The sequence below is a fragment of the Mediterraneibacter glycyrrhizinilyticus genome (genome assembly GCF_015560805.1).
GTDB classification, from domain to species: Bacteria; Bacillota; Clostridia; order Lachnospirales; family Lachnospiraceae; genus Schaedlerella; species Schaedlerella glycyrrhizinilytica_A.
Map to the genome: position 1 here is coordinate 103,346 of NZ_JADMSO010000004.1, position 19,060 is coordinate 122,405.

Annotated in this window: 18 protein-coding genes; 16 read left to right on the forward strand and 2 right to left on the reverse strand. The window is 46.2% G+C overall.

Annotation, left to right across the window (positions count from 1 at the left end):
* The first annotated feature begins 31 nt into the window (after positions 1-31).
* The 10 genes from tgt to I2H87_RS05680 all read left to right on the forward strand — a co-directional run bounded on the left by tgt (position 32) and on the right by I2H87_RS05680 (position 12,279).
* The gene (gene tgt / locus I2H87_RS05635) at positions 32-1,159 is read left to right on the forward strand and encodes a tRNA guanosine(34) transglycosylase Tgt (protein ID WP_009266317.1); all 1,128 of its coding nucleotides are present in this window, start codon (positions 32-34) and stop codon (positions 1,157-1,159) included.
* 113 nt (positions 1,160-1,272) lie between these two features.
* On the forward strand, positions 1,273-1,578 hold the full coding sequence (yajC, locus tag I2H87_RS05640; RefSeq protein ID WP_009266316.1) for a preprotein translocase subunit YajC: 306 nt from the start codon (positions 1,273-1,275) through the stop codon (positions 1,576-1,578).
* A gap of 409 nt (positions 1,579-1,987) precedes the next feature.
* The gene (leuB, locus tag I2H87_RS05645) at positions 1,988-3,082 is read left to right on the forward strand and encodes a 3-isopropylmalate dehydrogenase (RefSeq protein ID WP_022151621.1); all 1,095 of its coding nucleotides are present in this window, start codon (positions 1,988-1,990) and stop codon (positions 3,080-3,082) included.
* 17 nt (positions 3,083-3,099) lie between these two features.
* Positions 3,100-4,773 carry a dihydroxy-acid dehydratase gene (gene ilvD / locus I2H87_RS05650; protein ID WP_022151622.1) on the forward strand — a complete coding sequence of 558 codons (1,674 nt, stop codon included), beginning with the start codon at positions 3,100-3,102 and terminating at the stop codon, positions 4,771-4,773.
* Positions 4,774-4,785: 12 nt separating this feature from the next.
* Positions 4,786-6,465: a biosynthetic-type acetolactate synthase large subunit gene (gene ilvB / locus I2H87_RS05655; protein ID WP_195609507.1), complete on the forward strand. Its 1,680-nt coding sequence runs from the start codon at positions 4,786-4,788 to the stop codon at positions 6,463-6,465.
* A 5-nt stretch (positions 6,466-6,470) separates the two neighbouring features.
* Positions 6,471-7,553 carry a 3-phosphoserine/phosphohydroxythreonine transaminase gene (gene serC / locus I2H87_RS05660; RefSeq protein WP_022151624.1) on the forward strand — a complete coding sequence of 361 codons (1,083 nt, stop codon included), beginning with the start codon at positions 6,471-6,473 and terminating at the stop codon, positions 7,551-7,553.
* Position 7,554: 1 nt separating this feature from the next.
* Entirely contained in the window at positions 7,555-8,718 is a 1,164-nt protein-coding gene (locus I2H87_RS05665; RefSeq protein ID WP_054703691.1) for a phosphoglycerate dehydrogenase, read from the forward strand.
* Positions 8,719-8,989: 271 nt separating this feature from the next.
* Positions 8,990-10,396, forward strand: a complete 1,407-nt coding sequence (locus tag I2H87_RS05670) for a 2-isopropylmalate synthase (RefSeq protein WP_009266310.1) — start codon at positions 8,990-8,992, stop codon at positions 10,394-10,396.
* A gap of 1 nt (position 10,397) precedes the next feature.
* A complete protein-coding gene (locus I2H87_RS05675) occupies positions 10,398-11,081 on the forward strand; it encodes a GntR family transcriptional regulator (RefSeq protein WP_009266309.1) in 684 nt (227 codons plus the stop codon).
* A gap of 1 nt (position 11,082) precedes the next feature.
* Positions 11,083-12,279 carry an NADP-dependent isocitrate dehydrogenase gene (locus I2H87_RS05680; protein WP_009266308.1) on the forward strand — a complete coding sequence of 399 codons (1,197 nt, stop codon included), beginning with the start codon at positions 11,083-11,085 and terminating at the stop codon, positions 12,277-12,279.
* A gap of 65 nt (positions 12,280-12,344) precedes the next feature.
* Here I2H87_RS05680 and I2H87_RS05685 read toward each other — a convergent pair whose 3' ends face one another.
* Positions 12,345-12,512, reverse strand: coding sequence for a hypothetical protein (locus I2H87_RS05685; protein ID WP_156796351.1), 168 nt, complete (start codon positions 12,510-12,512; stop codon positions 12,345-12,347).
* Between the two features lie 139 nt (positions 12,513-12,651).
* Here I2H87_RS05685 and I2H87_RS05690 point away from each other — a divergent pair, with 139 nt between their 5' ends.
* A complete protein-coding gene (locus I2H87_RS05690) occupies positions 12,652-13,563 on the forward strand; it encodes an AraC family transcriptional regulator (protein ID WP_009266307.1) in 912 nt (303 codons plus the stop codon).
* Between the two features lie 47 nt (positions 13,564-13,610).
* On the opposite strand, the gene I2H87_RS05695 is transcribed toward I2H87_RS05690, so the two are convergent.
* Complete coding sequence (locus tag I2H87_RS05695) at positions 13,611-13,811, reverse strand: CsbD family protein (protein WP_022150939.1); 201 nt, start codon at positions 13,809-13,811, stop codon at positions 13,611-13,613.
* 306 nt (positions 13,812-14,117) lie between these two features.
* Here I2H87_RS05695 and I2H87_RS05700 point away from each other — a divergent pair, with 306 nt between their 5' ends.
* The 5 genes from I2H87_RS05700 to I2H87_RS05720 all read left to right on the forward strand — a co-directional run bounded on the left by I2H87_RS05700 (position 14,118) and on the right by I2H87_RS05720 (position 19,022).
* A complete protein-coding gene (locus I2H87_RS05700) occupies positions 14,118-15,872 on the forward strand; it encodes an ABC transporter ATP-binding protein/permease (RefSeq protein WP_195609508.1) in 1,755 nt (584 codons plus the stop codon).
* The gene (locus tag I2H87_RS05705) at positions 15,853-17,493 is read left to right on the forward strand and encodes an amino acid ABC transporter ATP-binding/permease protein (RefSeq protein WP_243273883.1); all 1,641 of its coding nucleotides are present in this window, start codon (positions 15,853-15,855) and stop codon (positions 17,491-17,493) included. The genes I2H87_RS05700 and I2H87_RS05705 overlap by 20 nt, the downstream gene beginning before the upstream one ends.
* Positions 17,494-17,559: 66 nt before the next feature.
* Complete coding sequence (locus I2H87_RS05710; protein WP_009266303.1) at positions 17,560-17,952, forward strand: YbaN family protein; 393 nt, start codon at positions 17,560-17,562, stop codon at positions 17,950-17,952.
* On the forward strand, positions 17,949-18,278 hold the full coding sequence (locus I2H87_RS05715; RefSeq protein ID WP_009266302.1) for a hypothetical protein: 330 nt from the start codon (positions 17,949-17,951) through the stop codon (positions 18,276-18,278). Before I2H87_RS05710 ends, I2H87_RS05715 begins: the two co-directional genes overlap by 4 nt.
* A 243-nt stretch (positions 18,279-18,521) precedes the next feature.
* Entirely contained in the window at positions 18,522-19,022 is a 501-nt protein-coding gene (locus I2H87_RS05720) for an immunoglobulin-like domain-containing protein (RefSeq protein ID WP_207746044.1), read from the forward strand.
* The last annotated feature ends 38 nt before the right edge of the window (positions 19,023-19,060 follow it).

A 19,060-nucleotide genomic window follows, 5' to 3' on the forward strand; every position in this document is an offset into this window, starting at 1 on the left:
TGCGGCTGTCCCTTTTAGAAAGAGGACATTTATGTATGAATTGTTGAAAAAAGAGGGGCTGGCAAAACGCGGTCGGTTACATACGGTACACGGAACGATCGAGACGCCGGTTTTTATGAATGTGGGAACAGCGGCGGCGATCAAAGGCGCCGTGTCGACAGACGATCTGCGGGGGATCAAGACACAGGTAGAATTATCCAATACATATCATCTTCATGTGCGACCGGGAGATCAGGTTGTAAAACAGCTCGGCGGACTGCATAAGTTTATGAACTGGGACAAACCGATCCTGACGGATTCCGGCGGATTTCAGGTGTTTTCTCTTGCAGGACTTCGGAAGATCAAGGAAGAGGGCGTGCATTTCCATTCCCATATCGACGGAAAGAAGATTTTTATGGGACCGGAAGAGAGTATGCAGATCCAGTCTAATTTAGCCTCCACGATCGCAATGGCTTTTGATGAATGCCCGTCCAGTGTGGCGGACCGTGAATATATGGAACAGTCGGTTGCACGGACGACCCGTTGGCTGGCGCGCTGCAAACAGGAGATGGAGCGGCTGAACAGTCTTCCGGATACGATCAATCCGCATCAGATGCTGTTCGGGATCAATCAGGGCGGCGTGTATGAAGATATCCGGATCGAACATGCAAAGCAAATCACGAAGCTGGATCTGGATGGTTATGCGGTCGGCGGACTTGCGGTCGGAGAAAGCCATGAGGAGATGTATCGGATCCTGGATGCGGTCGTGCCGTATCTTCCGGACAATAAACCGACTTATCTGATGGGCGTCGGAACTCCGGCAAATATTTTGGAGGGAGTTGCCCGGGGCGTGGATTTCTTTGATTGTGTATATCCGTCGCGGAATGGTCGTCACGGACATGTGTATACGAATCACGGAAAGCTGAATCTGTTCAACGCCAAATTTGAACTGGACGATCGTCCGATCGAGGAGGGATGCCAGTGTCCGGCATGCAGAAGCTACAGCCGCGCATATATCCGTCATTTATTGAAAGCGAAAGAAATGCTCGGAATGCGTCTCTGTGTTCTTCATAATCTGTACTTCTATAATACGATGATGGAAGAAATCAGGGATGCGTTGGATGCGGGAGCATTTCATGCATATAAGGAAGAAAAATTAAAGGGCGTGTTGGGCTTGTAAAAGTTTGAGCGGAAAAGTTTAAGATGAAACAAAAAATACACTTGAAGTAATTGTATTTTTTATGTATAATGGTCATATTGCTTGAAGATAAGTAGTTAGGAGGATGTATTAAGATGAATGGAGTTTTAGCTGCCGGTGGTTCAATGAGTATGGTAAGTATCATTCTTGTTTACGTTGTAATTATCGGAGGTATGTGGTTCTTACTGATGCGCCCACAGAAAAAGGAGCAGAAGCGTATACAGGCAATGCTTTCCACGATGGAAGTAGGCGATACCGTTCTTACAACAAGCGGATTTTACGGAGTGATCATTGATATCACAGACGACGATGTGATCGTAGAATTTGGTAACAATAAGAACTGCCGTATTCCGATGCAGAAAGCTGCGATCGCTCAGCTTGAGAAGCCGAGTGCTGAATAATTAGGAAAGAGAGAAAGACCGGTGAGCGAAAAGCTTTTCGGTCTTCTTTTTGTATAGGGTGCGTCCAGCGAAGCTGGACCACACTTGCCGGTGCAAGTCCGGGCTTGCTCGAGACCTTGGCGACTGCTTACAATCCCGGAATGTGCCTTTTGGCACTTCCGGTGATTTTCATCGGACCGCAGAAGTGCCGGTGTGAAAGAAACAGAAGTCCTTTTTGTGACAGAGTGAATAAAAAGAGATTGTAGATACTTTGACACTTTTCTGTGCTAAAGGGTTGAAACGTGGGGTGAAATGAGGTAATATAAGGAAATAACGTGATATCGGGGGAGAAAGAGGGTTAAGGAACTGTTTTTATTCCGCATTTCTGAAGTCCCGGCATCATAACATTTTATCAAGGAAGTGATGACATATGATATGGAACATTGGAGTGATCAAGGGGGATGGGATCGGACCGGAGATCGTCACAGAAGCGATGAAAGTGTTGGAACAGGTGGCCGACGTATATGGACATGAGTGTAAGTACACACAGCTTTTGATGGGCGGGGCATCGATCGATGTACACGGAGTTCCGCTGACGGACGAGACGATCCGCTTAGCAAAAGAAAGCGACGCCGTACTGATGGGATCGATCGGCGGCGATACGAGGACTTCTCCATGGTATCGGTTGGAACCGTCCAAACGACCGGAAGCCGGACTTTTGAAGATACGAAAAGAACTGAATCTGTTTGCAAATCTTCGTCCGGCGGTGCTGTATGACGAACTGAAAAAAGCCTGCCCGTTGAAAGAAGAATTGACAGAGGGCGGATTTGATATGATGATCATGCGGGAACTGACCGGAGGATTGTATTTCGGGGAACGTTCCACAAAGGAAGTGAACGGGGTTCTGACGGCGAACGATCAACTGACTTATAATGAAGAAGAAATCCGGCGGATCGCAAAAAAAGGATTTGATATTGCGATGAAACGGCGCAGAAAAGTGACCAGTGTCGACAAGGCAAACGTTCTGGATTCCTCCAGACTTTGGAGAAAGATTGTGGAGGAAGTGGCAAAAGATTATCCGGAAGTGACATTGGAGCATATGCTCGTTGATAATTGCGCAATGCAGCTTGTGAGAGATCCGAGACAGTTTGACGTGATCCTCACGGAGAATATGTTCGGTGATATTCTTTCCGATGAGGCGAGCATGGTGACCGGTTCGATCGGAATGCTCGCATCCGCCAGCTTAAATGAGACGAAATTCGGTCTTTATGAACCAAGCGGAGGTTCCGCACCAGATATAGCCGGAAAAGGCATTGCCAATCCGATCGCAACGATCTTATCTGCGGCAATGATGCTTCGATTCACATTTGATCTGGATCGGGAAGCCGACACCGTGGAGCAGGCGGTGAAAGAGGTTTTGGAAGCAGGATACCGCACAAAGGATATTATGTCGGATGGAAATATATTAGTCGGAACAAAAGAGATGGGAGACCAGATCTGCGCCCGTATCAGACGGACAGCTTAAAAAGGGAGGAGAAACAGATGAGAAGTGATACAGTGACAAAGGGAATGCAGCAGGCGCCGCATCGATCCTTATTTAACGCATTGGGACTGACAAAGGAAGAATTGGACCGTCCGCTGATCGGCGTGGTCAGTTCCTATAACGAAATTGTACCGGGACATATGAATCTGGACAAAATTACCGAGGCAGTGAAGCTAGGAGTTGCAATGGCAGGAGGTACACCGATCATGGTACCGGCGATCGCGGTTTGTGACGGAATTGCGATGGGACATATCGGAATGAAGTATTCTCTCGTAACAAGAGATCTGATCGCAGATTCAACGGAAGCGCTTGCAATGGCGCATCAGTTTGACGGGCTGGTTATGATCCCGAACTGTGATAAAAATGTGCCGGGACTTTTGATGGCAGCCGCCAGAGTCAATATTCCGACCATTTTTGTCAGCGGCGGACCGATGCTCGCAGGACATGTAAAAGGAGAAAAACGAAGTCTCTCCAGTATGTTTGAGGCAGTCGGAGCCTACGCTGCCGGAACGTACACGGAAGAAGATGTCTGTGAATTTGAAAATAAAGTATGCCCGACCTGCGGATCCTGTTCCGGTATGTATACTGCCAACAGTATGAACTGCCTGACAGAAGTGCTTGGTATGGGGCTTCCGGGAAACGGAACGATCCCGGCAGTGTATTCTGCAAGAATCCAGCTTGCAAAACATGCGGGAATGCAGGTGATGGAACTGGTGAGAAAGAATATCCGTCCAAGAGATATTATGACGGAAGATGCGATCTTAAATGCATTGACCGTGGATATGGCGCTTGGATGTTCGACGAACAGTATGCTGCATCTTCCTGCGATCGCACATGAGATCGGTATGGATTTTGAGATTGATTTTGCAAACGGGATCAGCGAGAAGACGCCGAATCTCTGTCACCTCGCACCGGCAGGTCCGACTTATATGGAAGATTTGAATGAAGCGGGCGGTGTCAGCGCAGTGATGAACGAACTGAATAAAAAAGGACTGCTTCATACCGGTTGCATGACGGTGACCGGAAAGACGGTCGGAGAAAATATCGCGGGATGCGTAAACCGGAATCCGGAAGTCATTCGTCCGATCGATCATCCATACAGTGAAACCGGAGGACTTGCCGTGCTGAAAGGAAATCTTGCACCGGACGGAAGTGTGGTCAAACGTTCGGCAGTTGTGGATGAAATGCTTGTACACGAAGGTCCGGCGAGAGTCTTTGACTGTGAGGAAGATGCGATTGCGGCGATCAAAGGCGGAGAGATCCACGCGGGAGATGTGGTTGTGATCCGCTATGAGGGACCGAAAGGCGGTCCGGGTATGCGTGAGATGCTGAACCCGACTTCCGCGATCGCGGGAATGGGACTGGGCTCTTCCGTGGCATTGATCACAGACGGACGTTTCAGCGGAGCCTCCAGAGGCGCGTCGATCGGACACGTTTCGCCGGAGGCCGCAGTAGGCGGACCGATCGCCCTCGTAGAGGAGGGAGATCTTATCAAGATCGATATTCCGAACTTAAGTCTGGAATTGGATGTGCCGCAGGATGTACTGGATGCAAGACGCGCGGCATGGCAGCCGAGAGAGCCGAAAGTAAAGACCGGGTATCTGGCAAGATATGCTTCTATGGTGACCTCCGGCAACAGAGGCGCAATACTGGAAGTACCAAAGAATCAATAGGAGGTGTCTCCGATGCAGCTTACAGGAGCAGAAATCGTCATTGAATGTTTAAAGGAACAAGGCGTGGATACGGTATTCGGGTATCCGGGCGGCGCGATTTTAAATGTCTATGACGCATTGTATAAACACAGCAACGAAATCAAACATATTTTAACATCGCACGAGCAGGGAGCCGCACATGCGGCAGATGGGTATGCGAGAGCGACGGGAAAAGTCGGCGTATGTTTTGCGACGAGCGGACCCGGGGCAACTAACCTTGTGACCGGGATCGCAACGGCATGTATGGATTCCATTCCGATTGTTGCGATCACCTGCAACGTCGGTGTGTCTCTTCTCGGAAAAGACAGTTTTCAGGAGATCGACATTGCCGGCATTACGATGCCGATCACAAAACATAATTATATTGTAAAAGATGTCAGCCGGTTGGCAGACACGATCCGCAAAGCGTTTCAGATTGCGAGATCCGGTCGTCCGGGACCGGTGCTGATCGATATTCCGAAAGACGTCACAGCCAATGTGACCGAATACGAGAGAAAAATGATCGAGCCGTATAAACCGGATACCTCTCATATTTCGGAAAAGGAGATCGATACTGCGGTTGAGATGATCCGAAAGTCCAAACGTCCGTATATTTTTGTGGGCGGAGGTGCGATCTTATCCGGCGCAAGCGAAGAACTGAAAGAATTTGTTGACAAGGTCGATGCACCGGTCACCGATTCTTTGATGGGAAAAGGGGCATTTCCGGGGACTGACGTGCGGTATACAGGCATGCTTGGAATGCATGGGACGAAGACATCGAATTTTGGCGTCAGCGAGTGCGATCTGTTGATCGTGATCGGCGCCAGATTCAGCGACCGTGTGACCGGAAATACGAAGAGTTTTGCAAAATATGCGAAGATCCTGCAGTTTGATGTGGATCCGGCGGAGATGGATAAAAATGTACTGATCACAGCAGGCGTGACCGGAGATATCCGTGAAACGTTAAAACGAGTGAATGAAAAGCTGGAATCGCAGTCTCATTCGGAATGGCTGGAAAAAATCCAGGCTTACAAGAGTATGTATCCGTTAAAATATCATCCGGAAGCTTTGAGCGGACCGTTTGTGATCGAAGAGATTTACAGACAGACAAAAGGAGATGCGGTGATCGTCACAGAAGTCGGACAGCATCAGATGTGGGCGGCACAATATTACAAATATACGAAGCCGAGAACGCTATTGACATCCGGTGGTCTCGGAACGATGGGCTACGGACTTGGAGCAGCTCTTGGCGCAAAGAGCGGATGCCCGGATAAGACGGTGGTAAATATTGCGGGAGACGGTTGTTTCCGGATGAATATGAATGAGATCGCAACGGCGGTGCGCCATCAGATCCCGATCATAGAAGTGGTGATCAATAACCATGTGCTGGGTATGGTACGGCAGTGGCAGAACTTGTTTTATGAGCAGCGCTATTCGGCGACGGTCTTAAACGACGGCGTTGATTTTGTAAAGCTTGCAGAGGCGATGGGAGCGGTCGGCATCCGCGCTGTGACACAGGATGAGTTCCGAAAGGCATTTTCCGAAGCGCTGCAGCTTGGAAAACCGGTATTGATCGACTGTATCATTGATTCGGATGATAAAGTATGGCCGATGGTGGCTCCGGGAGCTGCGATCAGCGAGGCATTTGACGAGGAAGATATGAAGGAGGAGTAAAGGAAATGGGAAGAGTGTATAATTTTTCGGCAGGACCGGCTGTTCTGCCGGAAGATGTGTTAAAAGAAGCGGCAGAGGAAATGCTTGATTATAAAGGAACGGGAATGTCCGTGATGGAGATGAGCCACAGATCCAAGGCGTTTGAAGAAATCATCAATGGGGCGGAAGCAGATCTGCGGGAACTGATGAATATCCCGGATAATTATAAAGTATTGTTTTTACAGGGCGGAGCATCCCAGCAGTTTGCGATGATCCCGATGAATCTGATGAAGAACCGTGTGGCAGATTATATTATCACAGGACAGTGGGCAAAAAAAGCGGCGAGCGAGGCGGAAAAATACGGAAAAGTCAACCGGATCGCTTCTTCCGCAGACAAGACATTTTCCTATATTCCGGATTGTTCCGATCTTCCGGTTTCCGAGGATGCGGATTATGTTTATATCTGTGAGAATAATACGATTTATGGTACGAAGTTTCAAGAACTTCCGAATACAAAGGGCAAATTACTTGTATCCGATGTTTCATCCTGTTTCCTTTCAGAACCGGTGGATGTGAGCAAATACGGCATCCTTTACGGCGGCGTACAGAAGAATATCGGACCGGCGGGAACTGTGATCGTGATCATCCGTGAAGATCTGATCACGGAGGACGTTCTTCCGGGAACACCGACGATGCTGACTTACAAAACACATGCAGATGCAAAATCTCTTTATAATACGCCTCCGGCATATGGAATTTATATTTGTGGGAAAGTGTTCAAGTGGATCAAATCCATGGGCGGACTTTCCGCAATGAAAGAACGGAATGAGAAAAAAGCGGCGCTTCTCTATGATTTTCTGGATCAGAGCAAGCTGTTCAAAGGCACTGTTGAGAAAAAGGACCGTTCTTTGATGAATGTACCGTTTGTCACCGGCGATGTGGATCTGGACGCTAAATTTGTGAAAGAGGCAAAAGAAGCAGGACTTGAAAATCTGAAAGGTCACCGCAGTGTGGGCGGAATGCGTGCAAGTATTTACAATGCGATGCCATATGAGGGTGTAGAGGCGCTTGTCGCATTTATGAAGAAATTTGAAGAGGAGAATCTGTAACATGTATAAATATCACTGCCTGAATCCAATTGCACAGGTTGGACTGGAAAAATTTGATGAAACTTATGTAAAAACAGAGACACCGGATGAAGCGGACGCGATTCTTGTGCGCAGCGCAGGAATGCATGAGATGGAGTTTGCGAAAAATTTAAAAGCGATCGCAAGAGCGGGCGCAGGCGTCAACAATATCCCGTTGGATAAATGCGCCGATCAGGGAATCGTCGTATTCAACACACCGGGAGCAAATGCGAACGGGGTAAAAGAACTGGTCATCGCAGGCATGCTGCTTGCTGCAAGAGACATTGTCAGCGGTATCGGCTGGGTACAGGAGCATGAGGAAGACGGAGACCTTGCAAAAGCGACGGAAAAAGCAAAGAAAGCATTTGCGGGTACGGAACTGGCAGGAAAGAAATTAGGAGTGATCGGTCTGGGAGCGATCGGCGTGCTCGTGGCAAATACTGCCATCCATCTTGGAATGGAGGTATATGGCTACGATCCATATGTTTCCGTAGATTCCGCATGGAAACTTTCCAGAAATATTCATCACGCAAAAACGGTGGATGAACTGTACAAAGAGTGTGACTACCTCACAATTCATGTTCCGGCGCTTCCGGATACGAAAGGAATGATCAATAAAGACGCTATCAGTCTGATGAAAAAAGACGTGGTTGTCTTAAACTTTGCGCGTGATACCCTTGTGGACAGTGAAGCGATGGTTGATGCGCTTATAGCGGGAAATGTAAAGCGCTATGTCACCGATTTTCCGACACCGGAGATCGCAGGAGTGAAAGGTGCGATCGTGATCCCGCATCTGGGAGCATCTACGGAAGAGTCGGAAGACAACTGTGCAAAGATGGCGGTACAGGAATTAAAAGATTATCTGGAAAACGGAAATATCACACATTCCGTAAACTATCCGGATTGTGATATGGGCGTGAAAGAATCCGGAAACCGAATTACGATCTTACATAAAAATATCCCTAATATGATCGGTCAGCTGACCGCAGTATTGGCAAAAGAGAATATGAATATTTCTCTGATGACGAATAAAAGCCGAAAGGAATATGCATATACAATGATTGACGTCGAGGCGGAGGTTCCGATGGAAGTGGAAGAACAGCTGTCGGCAATCGATGGTGTTCTGAAGATCCGTGTGATCAAATAGGGAAAACAGGTTATCATTAATTCCCCGCGTTGGTGTACAAGGAGAAATACACCTTGTACACCGACGCGGGGAATGTTTTTAAGGGAGACAGAACAGGTAAATGCAGCACAGATGTGTTTGGTTTGCCTGTTTTTTGAATTGGCGTATCATGTAAAAATTCATTCTGGTAAAGTGAAAAAGCATTGACAATATCTGTATTAATGTATACAATTATACAAGGATTCAAACATACAATACGATATGAATCAAAAGACTGGAGGAAATAATAAAGATGGACAACAGAAAAGTTTTTTTGAATACGCATACGAACCTGCTGGAACTGGAAGAGCATATGTATCCGCTTGTAGACGTGGATACTCCGAATGTGTTCCGGAATTTGTTTCATTATGATGAAATTCCGAAAATCGCATTTAACGACCGTATCGTGCCGCATAATATGCCAAACGAGATCTGGATCACCGATACGACATTCCGGGATGGACAGCAGTCACGGGCGCCGTATACAACAGAACAGATCGTGACCATTTATGATTATTTTCACCGGCTGGGAGGACCGAACGGAAAGATCCGCCAGAGTGAATTCTTCTTATATAGCAAAAAAGACCGTGATGCGGTTTATAAATGTCTGGAGCGTGGATATGAATTTCCGGAAGTGACAAGCTGGATACGGGCAAGTAAAAAAGATTTTCAGTTAGTTAAAGATATCGGACTGAAAGAAACAGGGATACTTGTCAGTTGTTCGGACTACCACATTTTCTATAAATTAAAAATGACGAGAAGAGAAGCGATGGAACATTATCTTTCCGTTGTCCGTGAGTGTATGGAGACAGGTGTGCGTCCGAGATGCCATCTGGAAGATATTACCCGGTCGGATATTTATGGATTTGTCATTCCGTTCTGTCTGGAATTGATGAAATTGATGGAAGAATATCAGATACCGGTTAAGATCAGGGTCTGTGATACGATGGGATACGGAGTGAATTTTCCCGGTGCGGTGATCCCGAGATCGATTCCGGGAATCATTTACGGTCTGATGGTTCATGCAGGTGTCCCAAGCGAATTGATCGAATTTCACGGACATAATGATTTTTACAAAGCAGTCAACAATTCTACCACGGCATGGCTGTACGGGGCATGCGGCGTGAACTGTTCATTGTTCGGGATCGGAGAGCGGACCGGAAATACACCGCTTGAAGCGATGGTATTTGAATATGCACAGCTCCGAGGAACACTGGACGGCATGGATACGACTGTGATCACGGAACTGGCAGAATATTATGAGAAAGAAATTGGATATAAAGTACCCTCAAGAACGCCGTTTGTCGGAAAGAATTTCAATGTGACAAGAGCCGGGATCCACGCAGACGGCATGCTGAAAAACGAAGAGATTTACAATATTTTTGATACGGAAAAATTCTTAAACCGTCCGGCACTTGTCTCGGTTTCTAACACATCGGGGGTTGCGGGAATTGCGTATTGGATCAATGCCTACTATAAACTGCCGAAAGAGGCGCAGGTAGATAAAAACAGTGACCTTGTGCTGGCGCTGAAAGCATGGGTGGACAGGGAATATGAAGAAGGTCGTGTTACGGTCTTGACAGATGAAGAATTAGTTGCCAAAATAGAGAGTGTGTGCGAAGAACTGCACATAACATTGCAGCAGAAGGCGGTAGATTAGAATGGAAGACTATCAGGAGCATTCTCTAAGCAGCCGTGTGTTCCAGAAGATCCGTGACAATATTCTGGACGGAACTTACCGGGAGCATGATGAACTGCGGGAGAATACAATCGGAAAAGAGCTTGGGGTGAGCCGGACTCCTGTGCGGGAGGCGCTGCGTCAGCTTGAGCTGGAAGGGCTTGTGACGATCATTCCGAATAAAGGGGCATATGTGACGGGAATTACGACAAAGGACGTTCATGATATTTATACCGTGCGTTCGATGTTGGAAGGACTCTGTGCGAGATGGGCGACAGAGCATATCTCGCAGGAACAGTTGGATGAACTGGAAGAGATCATGCTTCTTTCGGAATTTCACATGAAAAGAGAGAGCGGGAACAACACGGATCAGATCGCAATCCTGGATGGAAGATTTCACGCTGTGCTCTATGATGCCTGTGACAGCAGAATCTTAAGCCATGTACTGAAAGATTTTCACAAATATGTTCAGACGGCAAGGAAGACTTCGATCGTGTCGGAAGAACGTGCGAGAAAGTCGATCCGGGAGCACAAGCAGATTTTGCGGTCAATCCGGGACCGGGATGCAGATCTCGCGGAACAGCTTGCAAACGAACATATCCTTCATGTGATGCAGAACCTAAAAAGGCAGGGATATGAACAGAACGAAACAGCAGGAGGAGTTTGAAATGGAAAAAATTAAGATGGCAACACCGATTGTGGAAATGGACGGAGACGAGATGACAAGGATTCTCTGGAAGATGATCAAGGAGCATCTTTTAGAGCCATTCATTGATTTGAATACAGAATATTACGATCTGGGATTGGAACATCGTAATGAAACAGACGATCAGGTTACGATCGATTCGGCGAACGCGACAAAGAAATATAAAGTAGCAGTAAAATGTGCGACGATCACACCGAATGCAGCGCGTATGGATGAATACGATTTAAAAGAGATGTGGAAGAGCCCGAACGGTACGATCCGTGCGATCCTGGACGGAACCGTATTCCGTGCGCCGATCGTGGTAAAAGGAATTGAACCTTGTGTTAAGAACTGGAAGAAACCGATCACCATTGCCAGACATGCGTATGGAGATGTATACAAAGGATCCGAGATGAAGATCCCAGGAGCAGGAAAAGTAGAATTAGTCTATACGGCGGAAGATGGAAGCGAGACAAAAGAACTGGTACATACTTTTGACGGACCGGGAATCGTACAGGGAATGCACAACATCAATCAGTCTATTGAAAGCTTTGCGAGAAGCTGCTTTAATTATGCATTGGACACAAAACAAGATCTCTGGTTTGCGACGAAAGATACGATCTCCAAGAAATATGATCATACGTTTAAAGATATTTTCCAGGAGATTTACGATGCAGAGTATGACGAGAAATTCAAAGCTGCCGGAATCGAATATTTCTATACGCTGATCGATGATGCGGTTGCCCGTGTTATGAAATCAGAGGGCGGTTATATCTGGGCGTGCAAGAACTATGATGGGGATGTCATGAGCGATATGGTTTCTTCTGCATTTGGTTCTCTTGCGATGATGACGTCGGTACTTGTATCTCCGGACGGATATTATGAGTATGAAGCTGCACATGGAACGGTACAGCGTCATTATTATAAGCATCTGAAAGGGGAAGAGACTTCCACAAACTCTGTCGCAACGATCTTTGCATGGACAGGGGCACTCAGAAAACGGGGAGAACTGGATGGCAATCAGGAATTGATGGAATTTGCGGACAGACTGGAAAAAGCGACCATCGATACGATCGAATCCGGGGAAATGACAAAAGATCTGGCATTGATTACTACGATCGAGAACCCGACGGTATTGAACAGCGAGGACTTCATTAAAGCGATCGCAAAAAGATTATAGAAAGTATTGTATTTTGGGGACTGTTACATACAAAGTGACAGTCCTGTTTTATTGCTGCTTTTCTATCAGGAGATTTTTTGGGATTGATTGCTGTGAGATTCGGACAGAAACAATCGGCGGTAAGTATCGCGAACTTCTTTTTCTGTCATATGGGGAAGCTGTTCCTGAAATACAGACTGATCTTGGGTATGTGCACTGATAAAGCAAAGCATATCAAATAGTATATTTTGCATAGAAATCCCCCTTTTCTGAAATGACGGCAAGGTGACATAAATACTTGCAATTGTATTTTAACGATAATCTGAGTGGAAATATATTTAGATAGCGCCGTTTTTATGGTAAAATAACGACAAAGAGAAAGGGGGATGGATAATGCGCCCGGAAGAATTATTATTTGCAGAGAATAAAAGAGAAGAAATCTATGAGATGCGCCCGGATTATCCATATGCAGTTCGTAGGTTTGATGTGGATCTTTCGGGAACGATGATTGCACCGTGGCATTGGCATGAGGAAATGGAACTTCTTTTGGTAAAGGCGGACGGACTGAACTATGATATGATGGGAGAATGTTTGATGCTGAAAAAGGGGGACGTTCTGTTCGTGAACAGCAATACGCTACATCAGGTGTATGCTTCCGATGCGGGAAAGCATATCCGCTATGATGTTCATATGTTTCGAGGATCGCTGATCGCAGATCCGGACAGTCTGATCGAGAAAAACTATGTGCGCCCTCTTCAGCAGATGCAGACTGCAAAATGGATCTTGTTAAAAAATGGAGAAGCGGATCATTGGAAGGTTTTGAAATGCCTGGAACAACTTTCTGAGTTGGAGCAAAAAAGATCATATGGATATGAACTCTATTCAAGAAATCTTTTATCAGAGATCCTGCTGTATCTTTTAGATCGAAAACGAAATGAAACGAAAAATGAGAGTCGGGAAACGGTAGGAAGAGAGATGGAAAATGAAATGCGTCTGCGAAAGATGCTACTGTACATCCAGGAATATTATGGGGAACATCTGTCGCTTGCAGATTTGGCAAAAGCCGCAAATATCGGTGAGCGGGAGTGTCTTCGATGTTTTCAGAAGACGTTGCATACGTCTCCGTTTCGGTATCTGCAGGAATACCGGATACAGGCGGCAAGTAATCGGCTGAAAAACAGTGAATTGAAAATTGTCGATATTGCCCTGCAGTGCGGATTTAGTTCGGCAAGTTATTTCGGAAAAGTATTTCACCGCGAGATGGGATGTACTCCGCAGGAATACAGAAAACAAAAATCAATCTAACAGAAAACAGGCAGAACGAAACATGGAGGACATGCAGATGGGAGAACTTATTTGTCATTGTTCATTGCATCTTTGGACTTATCAATAACTTCACGGGCAACATCTTTGACATCTGAAGCGATTTCTTTTGCTTTTCCGACGCTCTGATCGATGATCCCCTCTGCTTTTGTGGAGGAATCGCCGGTTATATTTCCAACCGTTTCTTTTACTTTTCCTTTTACCTGATCTGTAAAGCCTTTATCTGTCATTTGTTTCACCTCCCATCTGATGTGCTTATCATAACAGTTTCAGCGAAAGAAGAAAATTATCTGACAGGATATCAGATGATTTATACAAGCAAAAGCAGAAATATACCGGATGGCAGACAGAAGATAAAACCGGAAGATCACTAAGAAATCACTGAAAAAATCCAAAGTTTTTATTGACAAAAAAAGCGGTATCTGTTATCCTACTCAAGGAATTAGATGAGACTAACCTCTTGAAAAAGAGGTTTTTCTTTTGCACATAGGTTAGTTTAAACTAATAATAAAATTCAGATTGGACGGGTGAGAGATATGATGATCGATAAGAGACTGATCGGCACAGTTGCAGACAGTAAAAAATATATTGCAGGAAATGTGATCAGCCAGTGGATTTCGTTGGCAGCAAATATCTGTATGATGGGAGCGATCGCTCAAATGCTCCAACATTTATATGAGGGAGGGATCGGAGAAAGACAGATTGCTTTGACTGCGGGAATCGCTGCGGGGGCGATCGGGCTGCGTTTTCTATGTGCTGTTGTTTCAGCAAGAATGGGATATCTTTCATCCAGAGAGGTAAAGAAAACGCTTCGACGGATGATTTATAAGAAACTTCTGCGGCTTGGTTCTTCGTATAAAGAACAGGCAAATACTTCGGAAGTCGTGCAGGTTGCAGTGGAGGGGGTGGATCAGTTGGAAACTTATTTCGGCTCGTATCTGCCGCAGCTTTTTTATGCAATGCTGGCTCCTTTGACATTATTTTTTGTTTTGAGTTTTGTGAATTTTCCAAGCGCGCTTGTGCTGTTTGTATGCGTCCCGATGATCCCGGTAACGATCATCATGATCCAGAGATGGGCAAAGAAGCTTCTGGCGAAATACTGGGGACAGTACACGGCGCTTGGCGATACGTTTCTTGAGAATCTTCAGGGATTGACGACGACAAAGATTTATCAGGCGGATGCGTTTAAGCATAAAGAAATGAATGAGCAGAGCGAGCATTTCCGAAAAATCACGATGAAAGTGCTGACGATGCAGTTAAATTCCATCACGATCATGGACTTGATCGCTTATGGCGGTGCGGCGCTTGGTGTGATCCTGGCTGTGACACAGTTTCAGAATGGAAAAGCAGACTTGTTCGGATGCATGATGATCATTTTGCTGGCGGCGGATTTTTTCCTGCCAATGCGGCTTTTGGGATCATTTTTCCATATTGCAATGAACGGGATGGCTGCATCCGACAAAATATTTCGCCTGCTGGATCTTCCGGAACCGGATCAAAAAACGGAGGCTGTCCAGGATGACTGTTCGATCGAATGTCGGAATCTCCGGTTTTCTTATGAAGCAGGCAGGGAAATTCTTCACGGTGTCGATATGAAGTTTCCAAAGGGGAGCTTTACGGCGATCGTGGGAGAATCCGGATGTGGTAAGTCTACGATCGCATCCATTCTTATGGGGCGGAATAAAGAGTATGACGGTGACGTTACCGTTGGTAAAACACAGCTTTCGGAGATCAATGAAGCCAGTCTGATGAAAAAATTCACCTATATTTCTCATCAGAGTTATCTGTTCAAAGGCACTGTCCGGGAGAATCTGCTGATGGCGCAGCCGGATGCCGGAGAAGCGGCTCTTTGGAATGCGTTAGAGCGGGTGAATCTTGCGGACTTCCTGCGGGGAGAAAACGGACTGGACACCGTTCTGAACGAAAAGGCTTCGAATCTTTCCGGAGGACAGTGTCAGCGCCTTGCTCTTGCAAGAGCATTGCTCCATGACAGCCCGGTGTATATTTTCGATGAAGCGACTTCGAATATTGATGTGGAGAGTGAAAACGATATTATGAAGCAGATTTATGAACTTGCAGAAACGAAGACGGTGATCTTGATTTCTCACCGGCTCGCGAATGTGGCTGGCGCAGACAATATCTATGTTCTGAATAAGGGAACGATCATGGAACATGGGGATCACAAAACGTTGCTTTCACAGAACGGAACCTATACAAAGCTTTGGAATGCCCAGCAGAAACTGGAATGTTATACGAAAGGGGAAACTTGGGATGAAGAGAAGTGGATTTAATATTATGATACGGCTGATCGGCCTGGTCAAACCTTTGACGGGATATATGATCCTGGCTGTTGCAATGGGGCTGATCGGACATTTGTGTGCTTCTTTTATTACGGTATTCGGCGGTTATGCGATCCTGCATGTCCTGCACCCGGAATGGTCTTGGAACTTAACCGCTCTCTTTGTGGCTGTGCTGATGTTCGCGCTGCTTCGTGGGTTTTTACGCTATGCAGAACAGGCGTGCAATCATTTTATCGCATTCAAATTGCTTGCGTTGATCCGGGATAAAGTGTTCGGAGCGCTGCGCCGTTTATGTCCTGCGAAGCTGGACGGAAAAGATAAGGGCAACCTGATCTCGATCATTACATCGGATATTGAATTACTGGAAGTGTTTTACGCACATACGATCTCACCGATCTGTATTGCCGTTCTATTCAGTTTTGTGATGATTTCTTTTATCGGCAGCTATCATGCGGCGCTTGGCGGGGTGGCACTGATCGCTTATGTGACGGTTGGAGCTCTGATCCCGTTTGTTACTTCCAGACTCAGCGGGGATGATGGCGTGCGTTTTCGCACAAAATCCGGGCAGCTTTCCGGATTTGTGCTTGACAGTCTGCGCGGTCTGTCGGAAACGATCCAGTATGGACAGGGCAAGCGGCGTATGGAAGAAATAGATCGCCGGACCGAACAGCTTTCAAAAGATGAGGAGCATATGAAACGGATCGTTGGGCGAAATACTGCGGTGACCAATACTGTGATCCTGATGTTTGACCTCGCAATGTTGTTTTTGTCTGCAAAACTTGTAGGGTTTGAGGGATGTCTGATCGTAACTTTCGCGCTGATGAGTTCTTTCGGTCCTGTGGTTGCGCTGGCTTCTTTGGGAGCAACGCTGCAAAATACATTTGCGGCAGGAGGCCGTGTTCTGGATATTCTGGATGAATGCCCTGTAGTGGAGGAAATAACGGGAAAAGAAGAAGTCGATTTTCATGGAGCAGAAGTGAAAAATGTGACATTTGCTTATGGGGAGGAGACGATTCTAGAAGACGTTTCCGTGACAATTCCTGAAAATAAAATTATCGGCATTAACGGACGCTCCGGATCCGGTAAATCTACATTGCTCAAACTGCTGATGCGATTCTGGCAGGTGCGGCAGGGAGCGGTAAAAGTTTCCGGCAAAAATGTGGAGGAGATCAATACGTCGAATCTGCGCGATATGGAAAGTTTTGTAACGCAGGAAACACATTTATTCCATGATTCGATCCGAAATAATCTTCGCATAGCAAAGTTAAATGCATCTGACGAAGAAATCATAACTGCATGCAGGAAAGCTTCTGTCCATGATTTTATCATGAGTCTGCCTGAGGGCTACGATACCGAAGTCGGCGAACTGGGCGACACGCTTTCCGGCGGGGAACGCCAGCGGTTAGGTCTTGCAAGGGCATTTCTCCACGATGCGCCATTTCTGTTGTTGGATGAGCCGACGTCAAATCTGGACAGTCTGAACGAAGCGGTCATCTTGAAATCGCTCCATGAAGCGTGTGCCGATAAATCGGTTGTGCTTGTGTCTCACCGGAAATCCACGATGGGGATCGCTGACACTGTGTATTCGGTAGAACATGGGCGAATGAGCTGACGGGTTATAAAGTAAAAAGAGAATGAAAAAACTGGTCGAATGTAAAAAACAGATGGAGGTTTATAAATGAAAAAAATCCTGTATATGATTTTAGGCTGTATCAGTGTCGGTCTGGGAGCGGCAGGCGTTGTGATTCCGGTACTGCCCACCGTTCCGTTTTTGATGTTTGCCGCTTTTTGTTTTGCCGGATCTTCAAAAAAACTGGATCGCTGGTTTAAGAACACAAAATTATACAAAGAGAATCTGGCAGATTTTGCGGCAGGCAGAGGGATGACAAAGAAAACAAAATGCCGGATCATGACGAGTGTAACGTTGCTGATGAGTGTCGGTTTTATTATGATGGGATTGAAAGGGATCGTTTTCGGCTGCGTTGTGCTGGGCGGCGTGTGGATCTTTCATTTGATATATTTCCTTTTTCTGGTGAGGACGATTCCGGCAATGGAGGAGCATGAGGTATGAAAAAAGCGCTGAATATGGCATTATTTCTTAGCTTTATGATTACGATCATGGTTCCGGTTACCGGAATCCATGTCCACAAACTGGCTGCGACAGCCTTTCTTTTACTGAGTTGTTTTCACATGATGACCTGTCGGAAAAAGATGAGCGGAAAACGGTGGCTGTTGTTTGTTGTGATTCTGGTTTCTTTCGGGAGCGGAGTGTGCGGTATGGTTTTGGATCGTTGTCCGATCATACTTAAGATCCACCGGGGGATTTCGATTGTATTGGTATTTTTTCTGGCAATCCATATTTTTGTGTTTCATAAAAAATGTATGCCAAGTAAGTAGATACCGAACATCTCTCAAAGCAATACAAAAAAGCACTAAATATGAATCACCGGAAGTGCAAAAAGTCACATTCCGGGATTGTAAGCAGTCGCCAAGGTCTCGGGCAAGCCCGGACTTTGGCTCGTCGCCTGTACAAAGAAAGGCAGAACCTGAAAAAAGGCTCTGCCTTTTAAAATATTTCGAAACGATCTCAAAACATTTTAAATCTCAAATAGCATCTCTATTCATGCCGTGGACCGTACGTTGGAGATTGGCGAGCGATTTGATCCGTTAGCGGGAGTGACAGCGCAGGACGCAGAAGACGGAGAAATCACGCTGACAGAGAAAAATATCATTGACAATGATGTAGACATTGCCAAGGCGGGTACTTACCATGTGACATATCGAGTTACAGACCAAAATGGAGCCTCTACACAAAAGACAATTACGGTTACGATCAAAGAAAAGGCTGTGGATCAACCAGAATCACCACAAACACCGGAAAAGCCGCATACACCAGAATCGCCGCAAACGCCAGAATCACCACAAACACCGGAAGCGCCACACACGCCAGGAGCACCACAGAAACCGGCAGAACCACAGACGCCGAACCAACCTGCTCATACTGCGGAAACTCCTAAGCAGCCATTACCTCCAAAAACAGGCGATCTGACCCAGATAGAAGAAACTCTTTTTATACTATTAGGTACAGTAGGTATATTTGTCGCTTTGGTTTGGAAAAAACGGAAAAGAAATGAGCACTAGATACTGTAACGGGATTTAAAAAGAACCAGTTTTGTATG

Bases quoted from the DNA above. Each gene is read 5' to 3' on its own strand.
- tgt (WP_009266317.1), top strand. From the start codon at position 32: ATGTATGAATTGTTGAAAAAAGAGGGGCTGGCAAAACGCGGTCGGTTA.
- yajC (WP_009266316.1), top strand. From the start codon at position 1,273: ATGAATGGAGTTTTAGCTGCCGGTGGTTCAATGAGTATGGTAAGTATC.
- leuB (WP_022151621.1), top strand. From the start codon at position 1,988: ATGATATGGAACATTGGAGTGATCAAGGGGGATGGGATCGGACCGGAG.
- ilvD (WP_022151622.1), top strand. From the start codon at position 3,100: ATGAGAAGTGATACAGTGACAAAGGGAATGCAGCAGGCGCCGCATCGA.
- ilvB (WP_195609507.1), top strand. From the start codon at position 4,786: ATGCAGCTTACAGGAGCAGAAATCGTCATTGAATGTTTAAAGGAACAA.
- serC (WP_022151624.1), top strand. From the start codon at position 6,471: ATGGGAAGAGTGTATAATTTTTCGGCAGGACCGGCTGTTCTGCCGGAA.
- I2H87_RS05665 (WP_054703691.1), top strand. From the start codon at position 7,555: ATGTATAAATATCACTGCCTGAATCCAATTGCACAGGTTGGACTGGAA.
- I2H87_RS05670 (WP_009266310.1), top strand. From the start codon at position 8,990: ATGGACAACAGAAAAGTTTTTTTGAATACGCATACGAACCTGCTGGAA.
- I2H87_RS05675 (WP_009266309.1), top strand. From the start codon at position 10,398: ATGGAAGACTATCAGGAGCATTCTCTAAGCAGCCGTGTGTTCCAGAAG.
- I2H87_RS05680 (WP_009266308.1), top strand. From the start codon at position 11,083: ATGGAAAAAATTAAGATGGCAACACCGATTGTGGAAATGGACGGAGAC.
- I2H87_RS05685 (WP_156796351.1), bottom strand. From the start codon at position 12,512: ATGCAAAATATACTATTTGATATGCTTTGCTTTATCAGTGCACATACC.
- I2H87_RS05690 (WP_009266307.1), top strand. From the start codon at position 12,652: ATGCGCCCGGAAGAATTATTATTTGCAGAGAATAAAAGAGAAGAAATC.
- I2H87_RS05695 (WP_022150939.1), bottom strand. From the start codon at position 13,811: ATGACAGATAAAGGCTTTACAGATCAGGTAAAAGGAAAAGTAAAAGAA.
- I2H87_RS05700 (WP_195609508.1), top strand. From the start codon at position 14,118: ATGATGATCGATAAGAGACTGATCGGCACAGTTGCAGACAGTAAAAAA.
- I2H87_RS05705 (WP_243273883.1), top strand. From the start codon at position 15,853: ATGAAGAGAAGTGGATTTAATATTATGATACGGCTGATCGGCCTGGTC.
- I2H87_RS05710 (WP_009266303.1), top strand. From the start codon at position 17,560: ATGAAAAAAATCCTGTATATGATTTTAGGCTGTATCAGTGTCGGTCTG.
- I2H87_RS05715 (WP_009266302.1), top strand. From the start codon at position 17,949: ATGAAAAAAGCGCTGAATATGGCATTATTTCTTAGCTTTATGATTACG.